The organism is Rhizobium sp. S163, assembly GCF_030380805.1.
Taxonomy (GTDB): Bacteria; Pseudomonadota; Alphaproteobacteria; order Rhizobiales; family Rhizobiaceae; genus Rhizobium.
In genome coordinates, this window is the sequence record NZ_JAUDSA010000038.1 from 115,664 (window position 1) to 134,570 (window position 18,907).

Sequence of the window (18,907 nt, forward strand, 5' to 3'; positions counted from 1 at the left end):
ATCTGCCTCAGCCAGCCGTCAGGCCGCCAGAGCGCGCGCGACCGCCTTGCGGATATCCGGAAGCGCGAATGGCTTCGACACGACATCGACGATCTTTTCGGCGAGGTCATCGGCGCGTTCGCGCTGTTCGGCATAGCCGGTCATCAAAAGGATCTTCAGCGCCGGAAAGGCCGACTTCGCCTGGTGCGCAAGCTCGATGCCGTCCATCACGGGCATGCGAATATCCGACAGCAGCAGGTCGTAACCGCCGATGTTGAGCTTCTCCAGCCCTTCCGCACCGTCAGCCGCTTCTTCGGTCTCATGACCGTCGAGGCGCAAAGCGCGGGCTACGAAAGAACGCAGGGAATCTTCGTCTTCCGTAATCAGAATTCTTGCCATGGTGTGCATTGCTCCGTTTCATGCCCTACCCGCAAATCACACGACTTTCCTTTGCGAGTGGTAAACGGCCGAAGGCAATGATCCGGGCGATGGACGGGATGGTTAACAACCCGTCTTGAAATGAGGCATCCAAGCATGTCGCGCAAAAGTGTGCAGCGGTTTTGCGGCAACGACATGCGACAAGGAAAAGAGGTGACTACGCGTCGCCGGTGACGACGCCGACGAAGGGAAGCTCGCGGAAGGCATAGGCCACATCCATGCCGTAGCCGACGACGAAATAGTCGGGGCATTCGAAGCCGACATAATCCGCTTCCAGCTTTTCCTTGCGCTTGACGCTCTTGTCGAGCAGCACCGCGATGGTGACGTTGCGGGCGCCGCGCTCGTAGAGCAATTCCTTGGCGAACTTCAGCGTGCGGCCGGATTCGAGAATGTCGTCGATCAGCAGAACGTCGCGGTCCTTCACCTCGCTGTCGATATCCTTGACGATCCGCACACCCTGCGAAACCGTGCCGGTGCCGTAGCTCGACAGCGTGATGAACTCGACCTCGGGCGCAAGCCCGCTGTCATGCAGCGCACGGATGAGGTCGGCCGCGAAAATGAACGAGCCCTTGAGGACGGCGATGACGAGCAGGTCCTTGGTCGGTCCCTTCGCGATCTCCCGGGCGATGGCGTGATTGCGCTCGGCAATCATCTCGGCCGTGAAAAGAGGATCGATATTCTTACCGCGCACCACAGGCATGAAGGCTTGCTCCCTGAAAACAAGCACAAGCCGTTAGCACAAACCGCGCGGCGAAACACCCCATAAAGCATGTCGCGCAAAAGTGCGACGCGGTTTTGCGCTGCTGACATGCGCTAGAACAGAGATCTAAAGCGCGAAGAGCGAATCCGTAGGATCGCGACACGCTTTAGGGCATAAAGGAGAGCCGAACCTCGGGCGTTTTTCCACCGGGATACTGTATCCTGGAGGAGAAGCCGCGGCTCTGGCCACCATAGATAACGTCGGCGGGCGCATTGATCACCACGCTGGCGACCAGTTTTTCGTCGGCGTAGAGATTGGCGCGGATCGGCCGCACCATCTGCGTCGTGCCGCTGACATTGTCGATGATGCCGTTGATCAGGAGCACCCGCATGCCATTGGCATCGCGCGGCGTCGCCGTCACATGGGTGAAGTGCAGCGGATCGGTATCGACGGCCGCATTGGAAGCAGACAGGCCGGAGAACCCGCCGGAGAGACCGAAGACGAGCACGCACAGCGCCACGACAAGCACGGAGAAATGCTTGAGCGAGGCCTGCTGCAACCAGGCTTCGGCGGCCTGAACGAAGGATGGCGCCTGAACCGGCGCTGCTCGCTCTGGACGTGGCGGCGATGGACGAGCGCCGGCACTGCGACTGTTGTCGTTGAAGTTGCGGCCCTTGAAGCTGCGATCGTTGAAGTCGGGCCCGCGCTGCTTGCCAATGACCACGAACTCGGCATCGGCGATATCGGCGGGACGGCTTTGCCGGTGCTCGCGCTTCACGGTATCAGGCGGCAGGAAATCATAGGCCCGCCCGGGTGCCTGGCGCTTGAACGAGGAGGATGTCATGACGACCGCCTTTCCGGTATCCACTGCTTTCACGCCCGACCTGATAGGCGGGCATTGAAACGAATCCTCTCTACTCGTAAATTTTATTGGTTAATGCTTCGCAAATGCCGCCATCAAACAGGCGTCTTTCCGGCGAAATTTACCCGTTGTTAACGGATCTGGTTAACAAGTCATGCGGTGAAACAACAAGAAACTGAGCGGCCCGTTGATCCACTTCGAGAATGTCGGTTTGCGCTATGGAATGGGACCGGAAATCCTCCGGGACCTGACCTTCGACATCCCGAAGAAATCCTTCCAGTTCCTGACCGGCCCTTCCGGCGCCGGCAAGACCACGCTGCTTCGGCTTCTCTTCCTCTCGCTGCAGCCGACACGCGGCCTGATCCGCATGTTCGGTCGCGACATCACCGATATACCCCGTACCGAACTGCCGCTTCTGCGCCGCCGCGTCGGCATCATCTTCCAGGAATTTCGCCTGCTCGATCATCTCACCACCTATGAGAACGTGGCCCTGCCGTTGCGCGTGCGCGGCAAGGATGAGGCGTCTTACAAGACCGACGTGCTGGAACTGCTGAAATGGGTCGGCCTCGGCGAGCGCATCAACGTGCTGCCCCCGGTACTCTCGGGCGGCGAGAAGCAGCGCGCCGCGATTGCCCGCGCCCTCATCGACCGCCCCGAGATCCTGCTCGCCGACGAGCCGACCGCCAACGTCGATCCGCCGATGGCGCGCCGCCTGCTGAACCTTTTCCTCGAACTCAATCGCCTGGGAACCGCCGTCGTGATCGCCACCCACGATCTGACGCTGATGGACCAGGTGGACGCCCGCCGGATGATCCTCTCGGAAGGGCACCTCGACATCCATGACTGAGCCAACCGCCCGCCCCGCAGCGCCTGCAGCCTCCAAGGGTCAGAAACGCCCGGAGATGAAGGTGCGCCCGACCGCGCCGATCCTGCCGTCCGCCAATATCCAGGGCAACGCGCTGATGGTCGTGATCGCGATCATGGCCTTTCTCGCCTGCCTGACGCTCGGCGGCGTCTCCATGGTGCGCTCGACGGCCGCAAGCTGGGAAAGCCAGATCTCCCGCGAGATCACCATCCAGATCAAGCCCGACGACGGGCTCGACATGGACAAGGCGCTGAATGACGCCCGCCGCATCGCGCTCACCTTCGTCGGCACCAAGGATGGCCAGATCGTCGACGAGGCCGCCACCGCACGCCTGCTCGAACCCTGGCTCGGCACCGGCCTCGACATCAAGGAACTGCCCGTCCCCCGCCTCGTCATCATCACTATCGACGAGAGCAACCCGCCCGATTTCGATGCGATGCGCGCCATGCTGAAGGAGAGCATTCCGCAATCCTCGCTCGACGATCACCGCACCTGGGTCGATCGCCTGGTATCGATGGCACATACGACGGTGATGATCGGCACCGGCGTGCTACTGCTGGTCTTCTCCGCCATGGTGCTGACAGTCGTCTTCGCCACCCGTGGCGCGCTGTCGGGCAACAGGCACATCGTCGAAGTCCTGCACTTCGTCGGCGCAGAGAGCTCCTTCGTTGCCAACGAATTCCAGAAGCATTTCCTGAAGATCAGCCTCAAGGGCTCGGCGGTCGGCTCAGCACTCGCCGCCCTCTTCTTCGTGTGCGCCGGCTTTTTGCAGAGCCGCACGCTCGCCACCCCGCAGACCGACCAGGCGACAGCACTCTTCGGCACCTTCTCGGTCGGCGCGCTCGGCTATGCCGGCATCTTCGCGACGATGATCGTCATCGCCCTCCTGACCACCTTCACTGCCCGGCTAACGGTCATGCGCACCATCTACGAAATCGACACGCTGCGCTCCGATCCCACCCGCGCCGACGGCCTTCCGAATTAAGATTACGGGCTGCATTTTGCCATGAAAGCGTCTGTTCGCCGCCCTAATCTGCGTATATTTTTCGATTCATGAGCATGAGCCGCATGTCGCACGACCCGATTCGCCCGAAAACGGAGCTTTCCCGCTCCGAGAGCGAGCCCGCGCGCCGTGGCCCCGTGCGCCGCATGCTGCGCTGGGGCGGCGTCACCTTCGTGCTCGCTATCGCCTTGGTTTTCGGCGGGTTTCTGTTCTTCGCGGATTCGGTCACCACCCTGAAGCCGCCGCTCGATCCGCATGCGGACGCCATCGTCGTACTGACCGGCGGCTACCAGCGCATCGACCAGGCCGTGGAACTCCTGCAGAAGGGCGCCGGCAAGCGCCTGCTGATCTCCGGCGTCCACCCGACCACCACCCGCAACCAGATCCGCAAGATGACCCAGGCAGCGCCCGATCTCTTCGATTGCTGCGTCGACATCGGCTACGACGCGCTCGACACGATCGGCAATGCAGAGGAAGCGACCAACTGGATCCACGCCAAGGGCTACAAGAGCGTGTTGATCGTCACCAACAACTACCACATGCCCCGCAGCCTCGCCGAACTCGCCTATGTCGATCCCGAAACCCAGTTCGTGCCCTATCCTGTCGTCAACACCGATCTGAAGAACAGCAACTGGTTCACCGATCCCAACGCCATGCGCGTCATGCTGGCCGAATACGGCAAGCTGCTCTTTGCCGGCGCCCGCAACCTGACCGGCCTCTTCCGCCACCCGGGCCTGCGCTCCGCCGAAGGCGATACCTGAACGGATCAGCGCTTTTTCTGCCGCTTAATATCGTGTAGGACGGCTGTGCCGCCCGTCTGGCGGATCTAGGCCTCGGGAAACTTCATGATCGCCCTGCGTTCCGTTCTCTTCAACACGATCTTCTACGCCAATCTCATTCTGCGAATGATCGTGTTCTCGCCCTATTACTTCCTGGCGCCGCGCCGGAGCGCCTATCGCATCCCGAAGAACTGGGCGCTCTCCAACCACTGGCTGATGGAAAAGATCGTCGGCACCACCTTCGAGATCGAGGGCCTGGAGAACCTGCCCGAGGGCGGCTACATCCTCGCCCCCAAGCACCAGTCCTTCTGGGACACCTATGCGCTGCTCCCATGGCTGAAGGACCCGGTCTATATCCTAAAGCGCGAGCTCATGTGGATCCCGCTCTTCGGCTGGTACGCCAAGAAGCAGCGGATGATCCCGATCAATCGCGGCGCGCGCGGCAAGGTCATGGTCGAGGCGCTGCGCCGCACCAAGGAAGAGCTCGCCACCGGCCGCCAGCTGATCATCTATCCCGAGGGCACCCGCCGCCCGCCCGGCGCCGAGCCGGTCTACAAATATGGCATCGCCCGCATGTATCGCGACCTGCAGCTACCGGTCGTGCCTGTCGCCATGCAGCCCGGCCTCTTCTGGCCACGCCGCTCGACCATGCGCTATCCCGGCCACTACAAGGTCCGCATCCTGAAGCCGATCGAGCCCGGCATGGACCCGGACGCCTTCTTCGCCCATCTGATCGAGGTGACCGAACGCGCCAGCGACGAAATCTTGATGGGCGACGCCGCGCGCAACCCAAACCTGCCGCTGCCGCCCACGGCACTGCAGCGCCTGGAGGAACTGCGCAAGCAGAACGCCGCAACGGCCGGCTAAGGCGCATAGCGCCTTGGCCCTCTGAGGCGCATAGCGCCTTGGCCCGGCTAAGGCGTGCAGCACCTTGGCTCACATCGCGCTAAGCCGCCCGCAGCCGCTCCACCTCGTCGACCACGTCTTCCAGCCAGTGGTCGCGAATACCCATCTCTTTGAGATGCGCCAGCGTGTTGAAGACATAGGCGTCGTTCGGCCCGGACTTTCCTTGCGCCTCATGCACGATGCGCGCCGCCGCCATCGTATCCAGCGAGCCGGCATATTGGGTGTGGTCGCGGTCGACGACATAGGCGACGCCCTTGACCCCGCGCCCGCCTGCAAGTTGCAGCGGAACCTGACGCTCGAGATAAACGTTGGTCACCAGTTCGCGTTCTCTGAGATAGCTAATGACCTCGTCCCAATCCTCACCCGCGACGCGAAACGCCATGCCGCGGCACGATCCCCCGCGATCGAGCCCCAGCACCAGCCCCGGATTTTGCTCGGTGCCCCGATGCACCCACGAGCGAACGCAGAGAGATCGCCGATAGCCATGAATAAGCGCTTGTGACCGTTCAACAAACGCGAAGCCCGGATTCCACATCAGCGATCCGTAGCCAAACACCCAAAATTCGTCCATATCCCAAGCCAGACCGAGATTCTAATTTGCGGACAACCATTGGAGAACATCATGGCAGCGTCAAGCCAATCTCGTAGCGGCAGGAAATTCTGGTTGCTGGGGGCAGGCATCGTTCTCGTGGTCGCACTCTATACCGGCGGCTGGTTCTACGCCGCCTCGACGCTGAAGAGCACGGTTCTGGCGGCGATCGGCCCCGGCAACAAGGCCGGCGTATCAGGCGAATGCGCCGATATCGACTTCCGCGGCTTCCCCTTCCGCATCGGCCTCTTCTGCTCGAAGGTGGATGTCGACGACAACGTCAACGGCGTATCGGCAAGCTTCGGCGCCCTGCGCTCGGCAGCCCAGGTCTACGCCCCCGGCCATATCGTCTGGGAACTTGATTCGCCCGCCGAAATCCGCACCGCCCACGGCCTGTCCGTCAACGCCGAGTGGACGAACCTGCAGTCGAGCCTCGTCACCAAGCTGAAGGGCATCGACCACTCCTCGACCATAATCGACGGCCTGAAGGCGACCGCCGTCTCCTCCGCCACCGGCCAGACCATCAACTTCGACGCCGCCCATACCGAGCTGCACCTGCGCCAGAACGGCGCCGACCTCGACGGCGCGATCTCGCTGACCGACGCGCAGACGGTGATCAAGGATTGGCCGCAGGTCTTGCCCAAGCTCTCGACCAGCGCGGATGTCACACTGGCGGGCAAGGCCGGCATGATCGACGGCAGCGACGAGAAGGGCCTCTACGGCGCCAGCGGCGAGCTCCGCAAAGCGGTAGCCGACATGGGCGACGGCAAGGTGATGACGCTGTCAGGCCCCTTCTCCTTCGACGAGGAGGGCTATCTGACCGCCCAGTTCAAGCTGCAGATCGAAGACGTCAACGCCTGGCGCGACAGCATCAAGCAGGGCTTCCCCGATATCGCCAAGACCGTCGATACCGCCGCCAAGCTTTTGAAGGCGATGGCCGGCGGCGGCGGAAACGTCTCCGTCGACCTCGTCGTCCAGCGCGGCAACGCCTCCGTCAGCGGCTTCATCCCGCTGGGCCAGATTCCGCCGATCTGAGGTTTATGGTGGGTGCGTGGCGCGATGCTGTGCGCGCAGCGCTATGCGGCGTGAAGGTACGCGGCACGCTCCTCACACTCCCTCATTCCTGTGCTTGTCACAGGAATCCAGCCGACGCGCGTCCGCGCGTCGAAGAGAGTCTACCGCGATCAAGGACTTGATCGCGCTGGATCCCGGCACGAGGCCGGGATGAGGGTGGAAATGGTGGTGCCTGCCGCCCCAAAAGAGCGCGTTGCGGAGAGCGGTACTTTCGCCCCCAAGGACGCGCCGCCTCGGACCTCACCCCTTCTTATCAAGCGTATGCGGCCGCCCGAAGTCGGGTGCGTCGACATCCTGGCCGGCCTCGATGATCGAGCGGCGGATGGCGCGGGTGCGGGTGAAGAGGTCGAAGATCTTGTCGCCCTCGCCCCAGCGGATCGCCCGCTGCAGATAGGCGAGGTCTTCGGAAAACCGCGCCAGCATCTCCAGGATCGCATCCTTGTTGTGCAGGCACACATCCCGCCACATGGTGGGGTCGGAGGCCGCCAGACGCGTGAAATCACGGAAGCCGGAGGCGGAATACTTGATCACTTCCGATTCCGTCACCGTGCCCAGATCATCGGCCGTGCCGACGATATTGAAGGCGATCAGATGCGGCAGGTGCGAGACGATGGCGAGCACCTTGTCGTGGTGCTCGGGGTCCATCACGTCGATCTTCGAGCCAAGCGTCTCCCAGAACTGGCCGAGCGCCTTCAGAGCCGTCTCATCCGTCCCCTCGATCGGCGTGAAGATGCACCAGCGGCCGGCGAATAGTCCGGGGAAGCCGGCGTCGGGGCCGGACTTTTCCGTGCCCGCGAGCGGGTGGCCGGGAATGAAGTGGACGTTATCAGGCATATGCGGCTGCATCTGCGCGATGACGGACGCCTTGGTCGAGCCGACATCGGTGACGATGGCGCCCGGCTTCAGATTATCAGCGATCTCCTTGGCAACCGCCTCCGACGCGCCGACCGGTACCGAGACGATGACGAGATCCGCGTCCTTGACCGCTTCGGCCGAAGACGTCGTGTAGCGATCGCCGAGCTCAAGCTCTTCCGCCCGCTTCAGCGTCTCGGCGCTGCGGGTGGCGATGACCACCTCTTTCGTCAGCCCCAGCCGCTTGATGTCATGCGCCAGCGACGAGCCGATCAGGCCGATGCCGATGAGCGCGATGCGATCGAACTGGACCGTCATGCCTTCCGTCCCATAAACTCGCCGAGCGCCTCGATGACGCCGCGGTTTGCCTCTTCGGGACCGACGCTCATGCGCAGAGAATTCTTGAAGCCGTAGCCCTTCACGGCGCGCAGGATGTAGCCGCGGCTGGTGAGAAACTCGTCTGCCTCCTCGGCGCGCTTGCCGTCCACATCGGGGAAATGGATCAGCACGAAATTGGTGACCGACGGCGTAACCTTCAGGCCGATCGCCTCGAAGGCGCCGGTCAGCTTGTCGATCCACATCTGGTTGAAGGCGACGGCTTCCTGCATGAAGGACTGGTCGCGGATCGCAGCTGCACCGGCCGAGATCGCCGCCATGTTCATGTTGAACGGTCCGCGCACGCGGTTCAGCGCATCGACGATATCGGCAGGCGCATACATCCAGCCGACGCGCAGCGCCGCCAGGCCGTAAACCTTCGAGAAGGTGCGGGTCATGACAACGTTCGGGTTCGACGACACGATCTCGATACCGGATTCATAATCGTTGCGGCGCACATATTCGGCATAGGCCGCGTCGAGCACCAGCACGACGTTCTTCGGCAGGGCGGCATGCAGGCGGCGGATTTCGCTGACCGGAACATAGGTGCCGGTCGGATTGCCGGGGTTGGCGATGAACACCATCTTGGTCTTCTCGGTCACGGCGGCGATGATCGCGTCGACATCGACGGTCGCTTCCTTCTCCTTGACCGTGACGACGTTGGCACCGGCGCCCATGATCTGGATCTTGTAGACCAGGAAGCCATGTTCGGTGATGATCGCCTCGTCGCCGGGCGCCAGATAGACATGGCAGAGCAGCCCGAGCAGCTCGTCCGAGCCGTTGCCGCAGAGAATGTTAGCCGGGTTAAGCCCATGCACTGCCGCGATCGCCTCGCGCAGCTCGACGGCCTGTCCATCCGGATAGCGCTCGAGGTTGTCGGCCGCGGCGCGATAGGCGGCGATCGCCTTCGGGCTGGCGCCGAGCGGCGTTTCGTTCGACGAGAGCTTATAGACGCGCGCCACGCCCGGCGCATGTTCCTTGCCGGGCACATAGGCCGCGATATCAAGAATACCGGCACGGGGAACAGGCTTGCTCGTCTCTACGCTCATGGGATCAACCTTGGAAAAGGCCGGGGTGTCCGGCTGGAAATTGCCTTGAGGCAATAGAACGGAAATGGGGCGTTGTCGAGTGGTGGGGGAGATAGGGCGAGCGCGCGCTTACCCTCCGCTCGGGGAAATCGGGGCGAGCGCCCACCACGAGTCTCTTCCCCCCAGCGGGGGGAAGGTGCCGGCAGGCGGATGAGGGGGCCAGCAGCACAACGTCAGACATTTTCAGGGAGAAGTGGACCTCCGAGCCCGGAGCCCCCTCATCCCCGGTGCAACAAGTTGCACCTGAGCCCTTCGGGCCACCTTCTCCCCGCTGGGGAGAAGGGAATGCCGCACCGCTGCGGTGCCTACCGCGTCCGCGTCGTCGGCACGCCATGCGGCGACAGCACCGGCACGAACACACGCCTGGAAGCGCGCACCGCCACCGGCAGCCCTTGATAAAGCCGCTTCTGCGCCTCGACGATGATGACGCCCGAAAACGCCGGCCAAAGCGCCCGCCCGACATATTCGAATGCACCGCGCAGCCGCATCATCGTCCGCAGCTTCGACGGCGGAAACAAAAGCGCTTCGGCGGACGCGCCCGGCGTGAAATTCGTTTCGCGCAACAGATGTGTCAGCTGACCTCGCGAATACGGCCGCCCGGAGCCGAAAGGCGTGTGCTCCAGCCGCGCCCAGACACCGCGCCGGTTCGGCACCACGATCACCAGCCGCCCGCCCGGCGCCAGCACCCGCCAGAGCTCCTTCAGCGTCTCACGCGGGTTTTCCGCGAACTCCAGCGAATGCACCATCAGCACCCGGTCGATCGACGAATCCGGCAGCGGCAGTTCCTCGTCGAAGATCAGCGCCGTCGACGACAGCGAGCCCATCGGCCAGTTCACTGCGCCCTGTCCGGCCGGCATGAAGGCGAAGGTGCGTTCGGTGTCGGCCTGGAAGCGATCGAGAAACGGCACGGCATAGCCGATGCCCACCAGCCGTTCCTGCGGCAGCCGCACCCAGAGCGAGGAGAGCGCCATGGCGATCGACTGCTCGGCGATGCGGCCGAGGTCGGAATGATAGAACTGGCGTAGGTCGACGATATCTGCGTGCATTGCGATAAATGTTATCAGTGAGCGGTTGGACTTCAAGGCCGCAGCCTCTACATTCGGGGTCAGTCCGAGATAAAGAGGCACTTTAGATTATGAAACCTTTGGATTTAGACGTTTTTCTCTGCCGCACCGATAATTTCGGCGTGCTTGTTCATGATCCCGAGACCGGCCTCACCGCCTCCATCGACGCCCCCGATGCCGACGCCGTCATCGCCGCCGCCAACCGTCGCGGCTGGACGATCAGCCACATCTTCACCACCCATCACCACACCGACCACGTCGAGGGCAATCTGGCGCTGAAGGAAAAGTATGGCTGCGAGATCATCGGCCCGATCAACGAGGCGGTGGCGATCCCCGGGCTCGACATGACTATGTCCGACGATGATACCTTCCTTTTCGGCGAACACCCCGTGCGCGTCATCGAGACCCCCGGCCACACCGCCGGCCATATCTGCTACCACTTCACCGACGACAAGCTGCTGTTTGCCGCCGACACGCTGTTCGCGCTCGGCTGTGGCCGGCTGTTCGAGCGCCCGCCGGCCGATATGTGGCACTCGCTGCAGAAGCTTGCCGTGCTTCCCGATGAGACCGCGATCTACTTCGGCCACGAATATACGCTCTCCAACGCCCGCTTCGCGCTGACCATCGACCCGGACAACGAACGGCTGAAAGCCCGCGCCGCCGAGATCGAGGCGTTGCGCGCCGAAGGCAAGTTCACCATCCCGACGACGCTCGCGCTGGAGAAGGAAACCAACCCCTTCCTGCGCGCCGGCGACCCCGCCATCCGCCGCAACCTGTTGATGGAGACCAAGACCAACGAAGAGGTCTTCGCCGAAATCCGCAAGCGCAAGGATAATTTCTGATGGCGCCGGCGCCGATCTCAGCCGACGACATTATCCGCGAACTGAATTTGGAGCCGCACCCCGAGGGCGGCTTCTACATCCAGACCTTCCGCGACAGCGAAGGCGACGGGCGCGGCCATTCGACGGCGATCTATTATTTGCTGAAATCCGGCCAGCGCTCGCACTGGCACCGCGTCCACGACGCGGCTGAGGTCTGGCACTATTACGCCGGCGCACCGCTGGCGCTGCATCGCGCCCAGGATGGCGGGCGAAGCGAGACGCTGATGCTTGGCCTCGATATCCTCGGCGGCCAGCGCCCGCAGGCGATCATCCCCGCCAACTGGTGGCAATCGGCCGAGACGCTGGGCGACTACACGCTGGTAGGATGCACGGTTTCGCCCGGCTTCGAATTTTCGAGCTTCGAGATGGCCCCACCCGAATGGTCGCCGGACGCCTAGGCCGCTAGCTAAGCCTTACCCCTGCTGCTCGACCACCTCGGGCAGCATCACGAACAGCGATTTGAGCAGCGACACCGTGCCGGAGTGGCCGACGCTGTAATAGATCATGCGTCCCTCGCGGCGGGTATTGACTAGGCCCTCGAGACGCAGACGGGCCAGTTGTTGCGAGACCATGGCCTGCTGCATGCCGAGAATGTCCTCGATCTGGCCGACGGTTTTTTCCTCTTCCGCGAGAATGCACAGGATGAGCAACCGCGTATGATGAGCCAGCGCTTTCAGAAGTTCACTTGCTGCCCGAGCTTTGGTCGAAAACCCCTGCAATTCGTGATCGGCCATACCCGATCGAGGTGTCGGCAAGTGCATGTTATGTCTCTGCTTGCATATATATCAAAAATGACAAGTGCTCATAACACGTACGCAACGCCGGATAATTTGGATCTCCTAAAGTGCCAAAAAAAGTCACATGATCAGCAGATAAGCTGGCCGCCGTTAACCTCCAGCACCTGACCGGTCACATAGCCAGACAGCGACGGCGCCGCCATGAAGAGATAGGCCGGCGCGCAATCCTCGGCCGTCCCCAGCCGCTGCAGCGGTATGCCCTTGCGGGTCTGCTCAAGCTTTTCGGCGGACGAATAACGCTGGTGGAAATCGGTCTCGATCGTACCCGGCGAGATGCAGTTGACGCGGATGCCGTCTGGCGCGAGTTCGCGCGCGAGCGCCTTCGAATAGGTCGAGACGAAAGCCTTGGAAGCCGAATAGATCGCCGAGCCCGGGCTGCCGCCCGTCAACGCCGAGATCGACACCGTGTTGACGATCGCAGCCTCGCCAGCGGCCCTCAGCGCCGGCAACAGCGCCCTGGTGACCTCGACGACCGACGTCTGGTTCAGTTGCACCACCTGGCCATACTGCTCGTCGGTGAGCGTGCCCGCCGGAAACCGGCCGAACATCGTTCCCGCATTGTTGACGAGCGCGTGGATCGTCTGGAAGTGGCCGAGCACCTTGTTCGCGAAAACCTCGCACCCCTCGCCCGTCGAGAAATCGCCGGCGATCAGGATGGCGCGGCGATCTTCTTCCGCCGTCAGCAGGAAATCCGGCAAGCTCCGCTCGCCGTCGCGGCCGGTGTGAACCAGCACCCGCGCGCCGCAATCGAGAAACTGTCTCGCAACCTCAAGCCCGATCCCGCGGCCGGCACCCGTGACCACCACGTTGCGGTTTTCGAACAACTTCGGATGAAACATCAAACCCTCCCCATCAGCGGCCGAACCGATCCGGATCCGACATCGTGAGAAGATAGCCTCTGCATCCGCCAATGATCAACCGCTACCGGTCTCGGATGACAGAGAAGAGCCTCGAGCGGGCAACAAAAAAGCGGCCTTGCGGCCGCTTCGATGACAGTCAGAGCTGAAAGGCTCAGTCCTTGTTGACGACACCCTGGAGGTGCGTCATTTCCATGATGAAGTGTTCCAGCTTGGACTTGTGCTCGTGATGCTGGGCATCCTCGAGTTCAGACTTGGCGGCGTCGATGCGACGGTCGAGTTCGTCCTTGGAGACGTCTTCGACGGGGATCGCGGATTCCGCGAGCAGCGTGCAGCCGGTCGGCAGGATGTCGGCGAAGCCGCCGAACACCACGAAGTCCTTCTTGACACCGCTGGCGGAGCGAACGCTCACGACGCCCGGCTTGATTGTTGTCATCGTCGGCGCGTGGTTCGCCATGACGGTCATCTCGCCCTCGGTTGCCGGAATGACAACTTCGGTCACCATCTCGGACAAGAGCAGACGCTCCGGAGATACGAGTTCAAAATTGAAATTGTCAGCCATGACGTTTCACTTCTTGATTGTCTTTGAAACGAGAGACGGCGCGCGGGGACGGTCCCTGCGCGCCGTAAGTGAATGCATCAAGCGGCTGCGGAGAGCTTCTTGGCCTTTTCGATGGCTTCTTCCATCGAGCCGACCATGTAGAAGGCTGCTTCCGGCAGGTGATCATATTCGCCGTTGACGAGGCCCTTGAAGCCCTTGATCGTGTCTTCGAGCGCAACGAGCTTGCCCGGCGAACCGGTGAAGACTTCGGCGACGAAGAACGGCTGCGACAGGAAGCGCTCGATCTTGCGGGCGCGGGCAACAGCCAGACGGTCTTCTTCAGACAGTTCGTCCATGCCAAGGATGGCGATGATGTCCTGCAGGGCCTTGTAGCGCTGCAGCGTCGTCTGAACCTTACGAGCCACTTCGTAGTGCTCTTCGCCGACAACCATCGGGTCGAGCATGCGCGACGTGGAGTCGAGCGGGTCAACGGCCGGGTAGATGCCCTTTTCAGCGATCGAGCGCGACAGAACGGTCGTTGCGTCCAAGTGGGCGAACGAGGTTGCCGGAGCCGGGTCGGTCAAGTCGTCGGCGGGGACGTAAATCGCCTGAACCGAGGTGATCGAGCCCTTCGTCGTGGTGGTGATGCGTTCCTGCATCGCGCCCATGTCCGTGGCGAGCGTCGGCTGATAGCCAACGGCCGAAGGAATACGGCCGAGCAGAGCCGACACTTCGGAACCTGCCTGCGTGAAGCGGAAGATGTTGTCGACGAAGAACAGAACGTCCTGGCCCTTGTCGCGGAAGTCTTCAGCGATCGTCAGACCGGTGAGAGCAACGCGAGCACGTGCGCCCGGCGGTTCGTTCATCTGGCCGTAAACGAGCGCAGCCTTGGAGCCTTCGCCGCCGCCGTGCTTGTTGACGCCCGATTCGATCATTTCGTGGTAAAGGTCGTTGCCTTCGCGGGTACGTTCACCCACGCCTGCGAATACCGAGTAACCACCGTGCGCCTTGGCGACGTTGTTGATCAGTTCCATGATCAGAACGGTCTTGCCGACGCCGGCGCCGCCGAACAGGCCGATCTTGCCGCCCTTTGCGTAAGGAGCGAGAAGGTCGACGACCTTGATGCCGGTGACGAGGATCTGGCCTTCGGTCGACTGGTCGACGTAGGAAGGAGCGTCCTGGTGGATGGCGCGCTTGCCCGAAGTGACCAGCGGGCCGGCTTCGTCAACCGGTTCGCCGATGACGTTCATGATACGGCCGAGCGTTTCCGGACCAACCGGAACCGTGATCGGCTCACCCGTGTCGGAGACCGGCTGACCGCGAACCAGACCTTCGGTCGAGTCCATGGCGATCGTGCGAACTTCGTTTTCACCCAGGTGCTGAGCGACTTCGAGCACGAGGCGGTTGCCGCCGTTCGTGGTTTCGAGTGCGTTCAGGATCGCCGGCAGTTCGCCTTCGAAGGCAACGTCCACGACGGCGCCGATAACCTGCGTAACCTTGCCGGCGGAGCCTGCCGCGGCCTTCTTGGGGGTAGCTGCCTTAGCCATCTTCTTACCCTCTTTCCCTTACCTCAGAGCGCTTCCGCGCCCGAAATGATTTCAATGAGTTCCTTGGTGATCTGAGCCTGGCGCTGACGGTTGTAGGAAAGCGTCAGCTTGTTGATCATTTCACCAGCGTTACGCGTCGCATTGTCCATCGCGCTCATCTTGGCGCCCATTTCGCCGGCGACGTTCTCGAGGAGCGCGCGGAAAATCTGGACCGAGATGTTGCGTGGAATCAGATCCTCGAGGATCGATGCCGGATCTGGCTCGTATTCGTAGACCGCGCCCGCATGTGCCGCGTCCTCGGCAACCGCCTCGCCAGCCGAAGCCGGGATGAGCTGCTGTGCCGTCGGAACCTGCGAGATCACCGACTTGAACTCGGAATAGAAGAGCGTGCAGACGTCGAATTCACCGGCTTCGTACATCTCGATGATGCGCTTGCCAATGCTGTCGGCGTTTTCGAAGGCGACACGCTTGACGTCGCGGAGTTCCTTGCGCTCGACGATGAGCGGCAGGAATTCGCGGCGCAGGCTGTCGTAGCCCTTCTTGCCGACAGTGAAGATCTTTACCGTCTTGCCTTCTGCGGTCAGCTTGCGGGCATGATCGCGGGCAAAACGGGAAATCTGCGAGTTGAAACCGCCGCAGAGGCCGCGATCAGCCGTGCAGACAACGAGCAGGTGAACCTGATCCTTGCCTGTACCGGTCATGAGAGCCGGCGCACCATCTGCATCGGTGACGGCATTGGCGATGTTCGCCAAAACCGCACTCATCCGCTGCGAATAGGGCCGGGCGGCCTCGGCCGCCTCCTGCGCACGCCGAAGCTTCGCCGCGGCGACCATTTTCATCGCCTTGGTGATCTTCTGCGTCGCCTTGACGGAGGCGATCCGGTTTTTCAGATCCTTAAGTGAAGGCATCCGTGATCCGTCCTAACTGGGTCCGATTACGAGAAAGACTTCGCGAAGCTGTCGATGGCAGCGGTGAGCTTGCCCTTCGTATCGTCGCTGATGGCCTTTTCGCTACGGATCGTGTCGAGGATCGCCGAACCTTCGGAACGGAGGTACGACAGCAGGCCCTGCTCGAACTTGCCGACCTGGTTGACCGCGACCTTGTCGAGGTAACCGTTGACGCCGGCGAAGATCACCGCGACCTGTTCTTCCGTCTTCAGCGGCGAGAACTGCGGCTGCTTCAGGAGTTCGGTCAGGCGTGCGCCGCGGTTCAGCAGGCGCTGCGTGGATGCGTCGAGGTCGGAGCCGAACTGGGCGAAGGCGGCCATTTCGCGATACTGGGCGAGTTCGCCCTTGATCGAGCCGGCAACCTGCTTCATGGCCTTGATCTGAGCGGCGGAACCAACGCGCGAAACCGACAGACCGACGTTAACGGCCGGACGAATGCCCTGGTAGAACAGGTCGGTTTCAAGGAAGATCTGGCCGTCGGTGATCGAGATCACGTTGGTCGGAATGAACGCCGAAACGTCGTTACCCTGGGTTTCGATGACAGGCAGAGCCGTCAGCGAGCCAGCGCCCATTTCGTCGGAGAGCTTTGCAGCGCGCTCGAGGAGACGCGAATGCAGGTAGAAAACGTCGCCCGGGTAAGCTTCGCGGCCCGGCGGGCGGCGCAGCAGAAGCGACATCTGGCGATAGGCGACAGCCTGCTTCGAAAGGTCGTCGTAACCGATCAGGGCGTGCTGGCCGTTGTCGCGGAAGTATTCGCCCATGGCGCAACCGGCGAACGGTGCCAGGTACTGCATCGGAGCAGCGTCCGAAGCGGTCGCGGCAACGACGATCGAGTACTTCATTGCGCCGCGTTCTTCGAGAACCTTGACGAACTGGGCAACGGTCGAACGCTTCTGGCCGATAGCGACGTAGACGCAGTACAGCTTTTCGCTGTCCGGGCCGTTATCGTGGATGGCCTTCTGGTTCAGGATCGCGTCGAGAATGATCGCGGTCTTGCCGGTCTGGCGGTCGCCGATGACGAGCTCGCGCTGGCCACGGCCAACCGGGATGAGCGCGTCGATGGCCTTGAGGCCGGTCGACATCGGCTCATGAACCGACTTGCGCGGAATGATGCCAGGAGCCTTGACGTCGACGCGCGCACGGCGGGTCGCGTTGATCGGGCCCTTGCCGTCGATCGGGTTGCCGAGAGCGTCGACAACGCGGCCGAGCAGTTCCGGACCAACCGGAACGTCAACGATGGCGCCCGTACGCTTGACGGTGTCGCCTTCCTTGATGGCGCGGTCGGAACCGAAAATAACGACACCAACGTTGTCGGCTTCAAGGTTCAGCGCCATGCCGCGGATGCCGCCCGGGAACTCGACCATCTCGCCGGCCTGGACGTTGTCCAGACCGTATACGCGAGCGATACCGTCACCGACGGAGAGCACCTGACCGACTTCCGAGACCTGTGCCTCTTTGCCGAAGTTTTTAATCTGATCTTTGAGAATTGCGGAAATTTCCGCGGCGCGGATATCCATCAGCCAACCTCTTTCAATGCAAGCTTAAGGGTAGAGAGTTTGGTACGAAGAGACGTATCAATCTGACGGGACCCGACCTTCACGATCAGACCACCAAGAATTGACGGATCAACCGTGACGTTGACCGCCACGTCTTTGCCGGTGACGCCCTTCAGCGCCGCCTTCAATTCAGTTTCCTGCGCTGCGTCGAGCGCATGGGCCGAGGTAACCTCGGCGGTAATTTCGCCACGCTGCTTGGCAGCGATGACACGGAAGGCCTTGATCATGCCCGGGAGAGCAAACAGGCGGCGATTGCGCGCCACGACCTTCAGGAAGTTTGCAACGAACCCGCTGATGCCAGCCTTTTCGCTGATCGCGATGATCGTCTTCAGCTGATCTTCAGCCGAGAAAACCGGGCTGGAGATGAAGCGCTTCAGATCGTCGCTCTCGTCCAACATCGCCTGAAAACGGTCGAGATCGGCGGTCACGTTCGCGACTGCACCCTCCTCGAGCGCCAGTTCGAACAGCGACGAGGCATATCGCTCTGCAACACCAGATGTAAGCTGGGACGTGTCTGCCACGGGCACAAATTTCCCTGATTTCAACCCAAGAATCCGGCCTCCGGCGGGCGCCTGATTTAAATTCTTGAATTCGTTATGATTTCCCCCAGAAATCGCAAGAGAAGCCTCTTGCTTCTTCCGAAATTCGGGGTCCGTCTAACATAGGATATCGGGACTCGCAACACGCGTAACGCCGTAATCCTATTTTAGCATCGATTTCTGCCGCAAAAATGCCGAAACCGTTCACGGTCCAAAGACCGTCACTCCAAAATCGGCGTGTTTCAGGCGGAAAAGAAACCGAAGACATAGCCGAGCGGAAGCGCCGCCAAAATCATCTGCACAACCAGGAGTACATAGTTCATGATGGTGCCTCCCCGGTCGGAAAGCAGCGAGATGATACGCGCGAATGCGGCCATCGCAAACGCCGCGCCAAGCGCCAGATAGGTGAAGTTCTGCGCCAGCATGATCGCCGAAAGCCCGGTGCCGAGATAGAAGCCGCCCATCGAGCGCAGCTCGGCATAACCGTCGCGGCGCCCCTCGCGTACCTGCATCCCGAAGAGCCGCATCGCATAGCCCGGCGCGAACATGATGATGAAGCCCGCAAGCGCGGTAAACGCGGCGGCGCCGAAGGCAAGCTGCTCGCCCAGCTCCGTCGGAAAGTAGAATTCCATGATGTGACCCCAAATCACTGTGATTTGCAGCCCTTA

At 62.0% G+C, this 18,907-nt stretch carries 22 protein-coding genes; 7 read left to right on the forward strand and 15 right to left on the reverse strand.

The features are described 5' to 3' along the window. Window positions 1–18 precede the first annotated feature (18 nt). The 3 genes from QTL96_RS29500 to QTL96_RS29510 all read right to left on the reverse strand — a co-directional run bounded on the left by QTL96_RS29500 (window position 19) and on the right by QTL96_RS29510 (window position 1,961). Complete coding sequence (locus QTL96_RS29500) at window positions 19–378, reverse strand: response regulator (protein WP_026283548.1); 360 nt, start codon at window positions 376–378, stop codon at window positions 19–21. A gap of 196 nt (window positions 379–574) precedes the next feature. Then, window positions 575–1,117, reverse strand: coding sequence for a hypoxanthine phosphoribosyltransferase (gene hpt, locus QTL96_RS29505; RefSeq protein ID WP_018901493.1), 543 nt, complete (start codon window positions 1,115–1,117; stop codon window positions 575–577). Between the two features lie 166 nt (window positions 1,118–1,283). Next, complete coding sequence (locus QTL96_RS29510; protein ID WP_289730243.1) at window positions 1,284–1,961, reverse strand: hypothetical protein; 678 nt, start codon at window positions 1,959–1,961, stop codon at window positions 1,284–1,286. A gap of 205 nt (window positions 1,962–2,166) precedes the next feature. Between QTL96_RS29510 and ftsE the strand changes: the two genes are divergently transcribed. The 4 genes from ftsE to QTL96_RS29530 all read left to right on the forward strand — a co-directional run bounded on the left by ftsE (window position 2,167) and on the right by QTL96_RS29530 (window position 5,493). Then, window positions 2,167–2,826 (forward strand): cell division ATP-binding protein FtsE, encoded by a 660-nt coding sequence (gene ftsE / locus QTL96_RS29515; protein WP_047508673.1) that lies wholly within the window; start codon window positions 2,167–2,169, stop codon window positions 2,824–2,826. Continuing rightward, window positions 2,819–3,829, forward strand: coding sequence for an ABC transporter permease (locus QTL96_RS29520; RefSeq protein WP_111565136.1), 1,011 nt, complete (start codon window positions 2,819–2,821; stop codon window positions 3,827–3,829). Before ftsE ends, QTL96_RS29520 begins: the two co-directional genes overlap by 8 nt. A gap of 83 nt (window positions 3,830–3,912) precedes the next feature. Next, the gene (locus QTL96_RS29525) at window positions 3,913–4,608 is read left to right on the forward strand and encodes a YdcF family protein (RefSeq protein WP_289730244.1); all 696 of its coding nucleotides are present in this window, start codon (window positions 3,913–3,915) and stop codon (window positions 4,606–4,608) included. A gap of 84 nt (window positions 4,609–4,692) precedes the next feature. After that, window positions 4,693–5,493, forward strand: coding sequence for a lysophospholipid acyltransferase family protein (locus QTL96_RS29530; protein ID WP_289730245.1), 801 nt, complete (start codon window positions 4,693–4,695; stop codon window positions 5,491–5,493). Window positions 5,494–5,572: 79 nt separating this feature from the next. Here the strand turns inward: QTL96_RS29530 and QTL96_RS29535 are convergent, their stop codons facing one another. Beyond that, window positions 5,573–6,103: a gamma-glutamylcyclotransferase gene (locus tag QTL96_RS29535; protein ID WP_289730246.1), complete on the reverse strand. Its 531-nt coding sequence runs from the start codon at window positions 6,101–6,103 to the stop codon at window positions 5,573–5,575. Window positions 6,104–6,154: 51 nt separating this feature from the next. Here QTL96_RS29535 and QTL96_RS29540 point away from each other — a divergent pair, with 51 nt between their 5' ends. Then, window positions 6,155–7,156, forward strand: coding sequence for a DUF2125 domain-containing protein (locus tag QTL96_RS29540; protein ID WP_289730247.1), 1,002 nt, complete (start codon window positions 6,155–6,157; stop codon window positions 7,154–7,156). A 279-nt stretch (window positions 7,157–7,435) separates the two neighbouring features. Here the strand turns inward: QTL96_RS29540 and QTL96_RS29545 are convergent, their stop codons facing one another. The 3 genes from QTL96_RS29545 to QTL96_RS29555 form a co-directional block, all read right to left on the reverse strand. Further along, window positions 7,436–8,365 carry a prephenate/arogenate dehydrogenase family protein gene (locus QTL96_RS29545; protein ID WP_289730248.1) on the reverse strand — a complete coding sequence of 310 codons (930 nt, stop codon included), beginning with the start codon at window positions 8,363–8,365 and terminating at the stop codon, window positions 7,436–7,438. Further along, window positions 8,362–9,471, reverse strand: a complete 1,110-nt coding sequence (gene hisC / locus QTL96_RS29550; protein ID WP_289730249.1) for a histidinol-phosphate transaminase — start codon at window positions 9,469–9,471, stop codon at window positions 8,362–8,364. The genes QTL96_RS29545 and hisC overlap by 4 nt, the downstream gene beginning before the upstream one ends. Before the next feature lie 344 nt (window positions 9,472–9,815). Beyond that, on the reverse strand, window positions 9,816–10,592 hold the full coding sequence (locus QTL96_RS29555; protein ID WP_026283544.1) for a class I SAM-dependent methyltransferase: 777 nt from the start codon (window positions 10,590–10,592) through the stop codon (window positions 9,816–9,818). A 53-nt stretch (window positions 10,593–10,645) separates the two neighbouring features. Between QTL96_RS29555 and gloB the strand changes: the two genes are divergently transcribed. Then, the gene (gene gloB / locus QTL96_RS29560) at window positions 10,646–11,416 is read left to right on the forward strand and encodes a hydroxyacylglutathione hydrolase (RefSeq protein WP_113011868.1); all 771 of its coding nucleotides are present in this window, start codon (window positions 10,646–10,648) and stop codon (window positions 11,414–11,416) included. 14 nt (window positions 11,417–11,430) lie between these two features. Beyond that, window positions 11,431–11,853: a cupin domain-containing protein gene (locus tag QTL96_RS29565; RefSeq protein WP_289730446.1), complete on the forward strand. Its 423-nt coding sequence runs from the start codon at window positions 11,431–11,433 to the stop codon at window positions 11,851–11,853. A gap of 15 nt (window positions 11,854–11,868) precedes the next feature. Here QTL96_RS29565 and QTL96_RS29570 read toward each other — a convergent pair whose 3' ends face one another. From QTL96_RS29570 to QTL96_RS29605, 8 genes are all read right to left on the reverse strand, one after another. Then, complete coding sequence (locus tag QTL96_RS29570; RefSeq protein ID WP_026283541.1) at window positions 11,869–12,216, reverse strand: metalloregulator ArsR/SmtB family transcription factor; 348 nt, start codon at window positions 12,214–12,216, stop codon at window positions 11,869–11,871. Window positions 12,217–12,320: 104 nt separating this feature from the next. Further along, window positions 12,321–13,091 (reverse strand): SDR family oxidoreductase, encoded by a 771-nt coding sequence (locus QTL96_RS29575; protein WP_289730250.1) that lies wholly within the window; start codon window positions 13,089–13,091, stop codon window positions 12,321–12,323. A 172-nt stretch (window positions 13,092–13,263) separates the two neighbouring features. After that, window positions 13,264–13,671 (reverse strand): F0F1 ATP synthase subunit epsilon, encoded by a 408-nt coding sequence (locus tag QTL96_RS29580; protein WP_018901478.1) that lies wholly within the window; start codon window positions 13,669–13,671, stop codon window positions 13,264–13,266. A 77-nt stretch (window positions 13,672–13,748) separates the two neighbouring features. Continuing rightward, window positions 13,749–15,197, reverse strand: coding sequence for a F0F1 ATP synthase subunit beta (atpD, locus tag QTL96_RS29585; RefSeq protein WP_018901477.1), 1,449 nt, complete (start codon window positions 15,195–15,197; stop codon window positions 13,749–13,751). A gap of 23 nt (window positions 15,198–15,220) precedes the next feature. Then, entirely contained in the window at window positions 15,221–16,105 is an 885-nt protein-coding gene (locus tag QTL96_RS29590) for a F0F1 ATP synthase subunit gamma (protein ID WP_018901476.1), read from the reverse strand. 26 nt (window positions 16,106–16,131) lie between these two features. Next, entirely contained in the window at window positions 16,132–17,661 is a 1,530-nt protein-coding gene (atpA, locus tag QTL96_RS29595; protein ID WP_018901475.1) for a F0F1 ATP synthase subunit alpha, read from the reverse strand. After that, window positions 17,661–18,227 carry a F0F1 ATP synthase subunit delta gene (locus tag QTL96_RS29600; RefSeq protein WP_026283540.1) on the reverse strand — a complete coding sequence of 189 codons (567 nt, stop codon included), beginning with the start codon at window positions 18,225–18,227 and terminating at the stop codon, window positions 17,661–17,663. Before QTL96_RS29600 ends, atpA begins: the two co-directional genes overlap by 1 nt. 254 nt (window positions 18,228–18,481) lie before the next feature. Further along, a complete protein-coding gene (locus QTL96_RS29605; RefSeq protein WP_289730251.1) occupies window positions 18,482–18,871 on the reverse strand; it encodes a DUF4345 domain-containing protein in 390 nt (129 codons plus the stop codon). Between the last annotated feature and the right edge of the window lie 36 nt (window positions 18,872–18,907).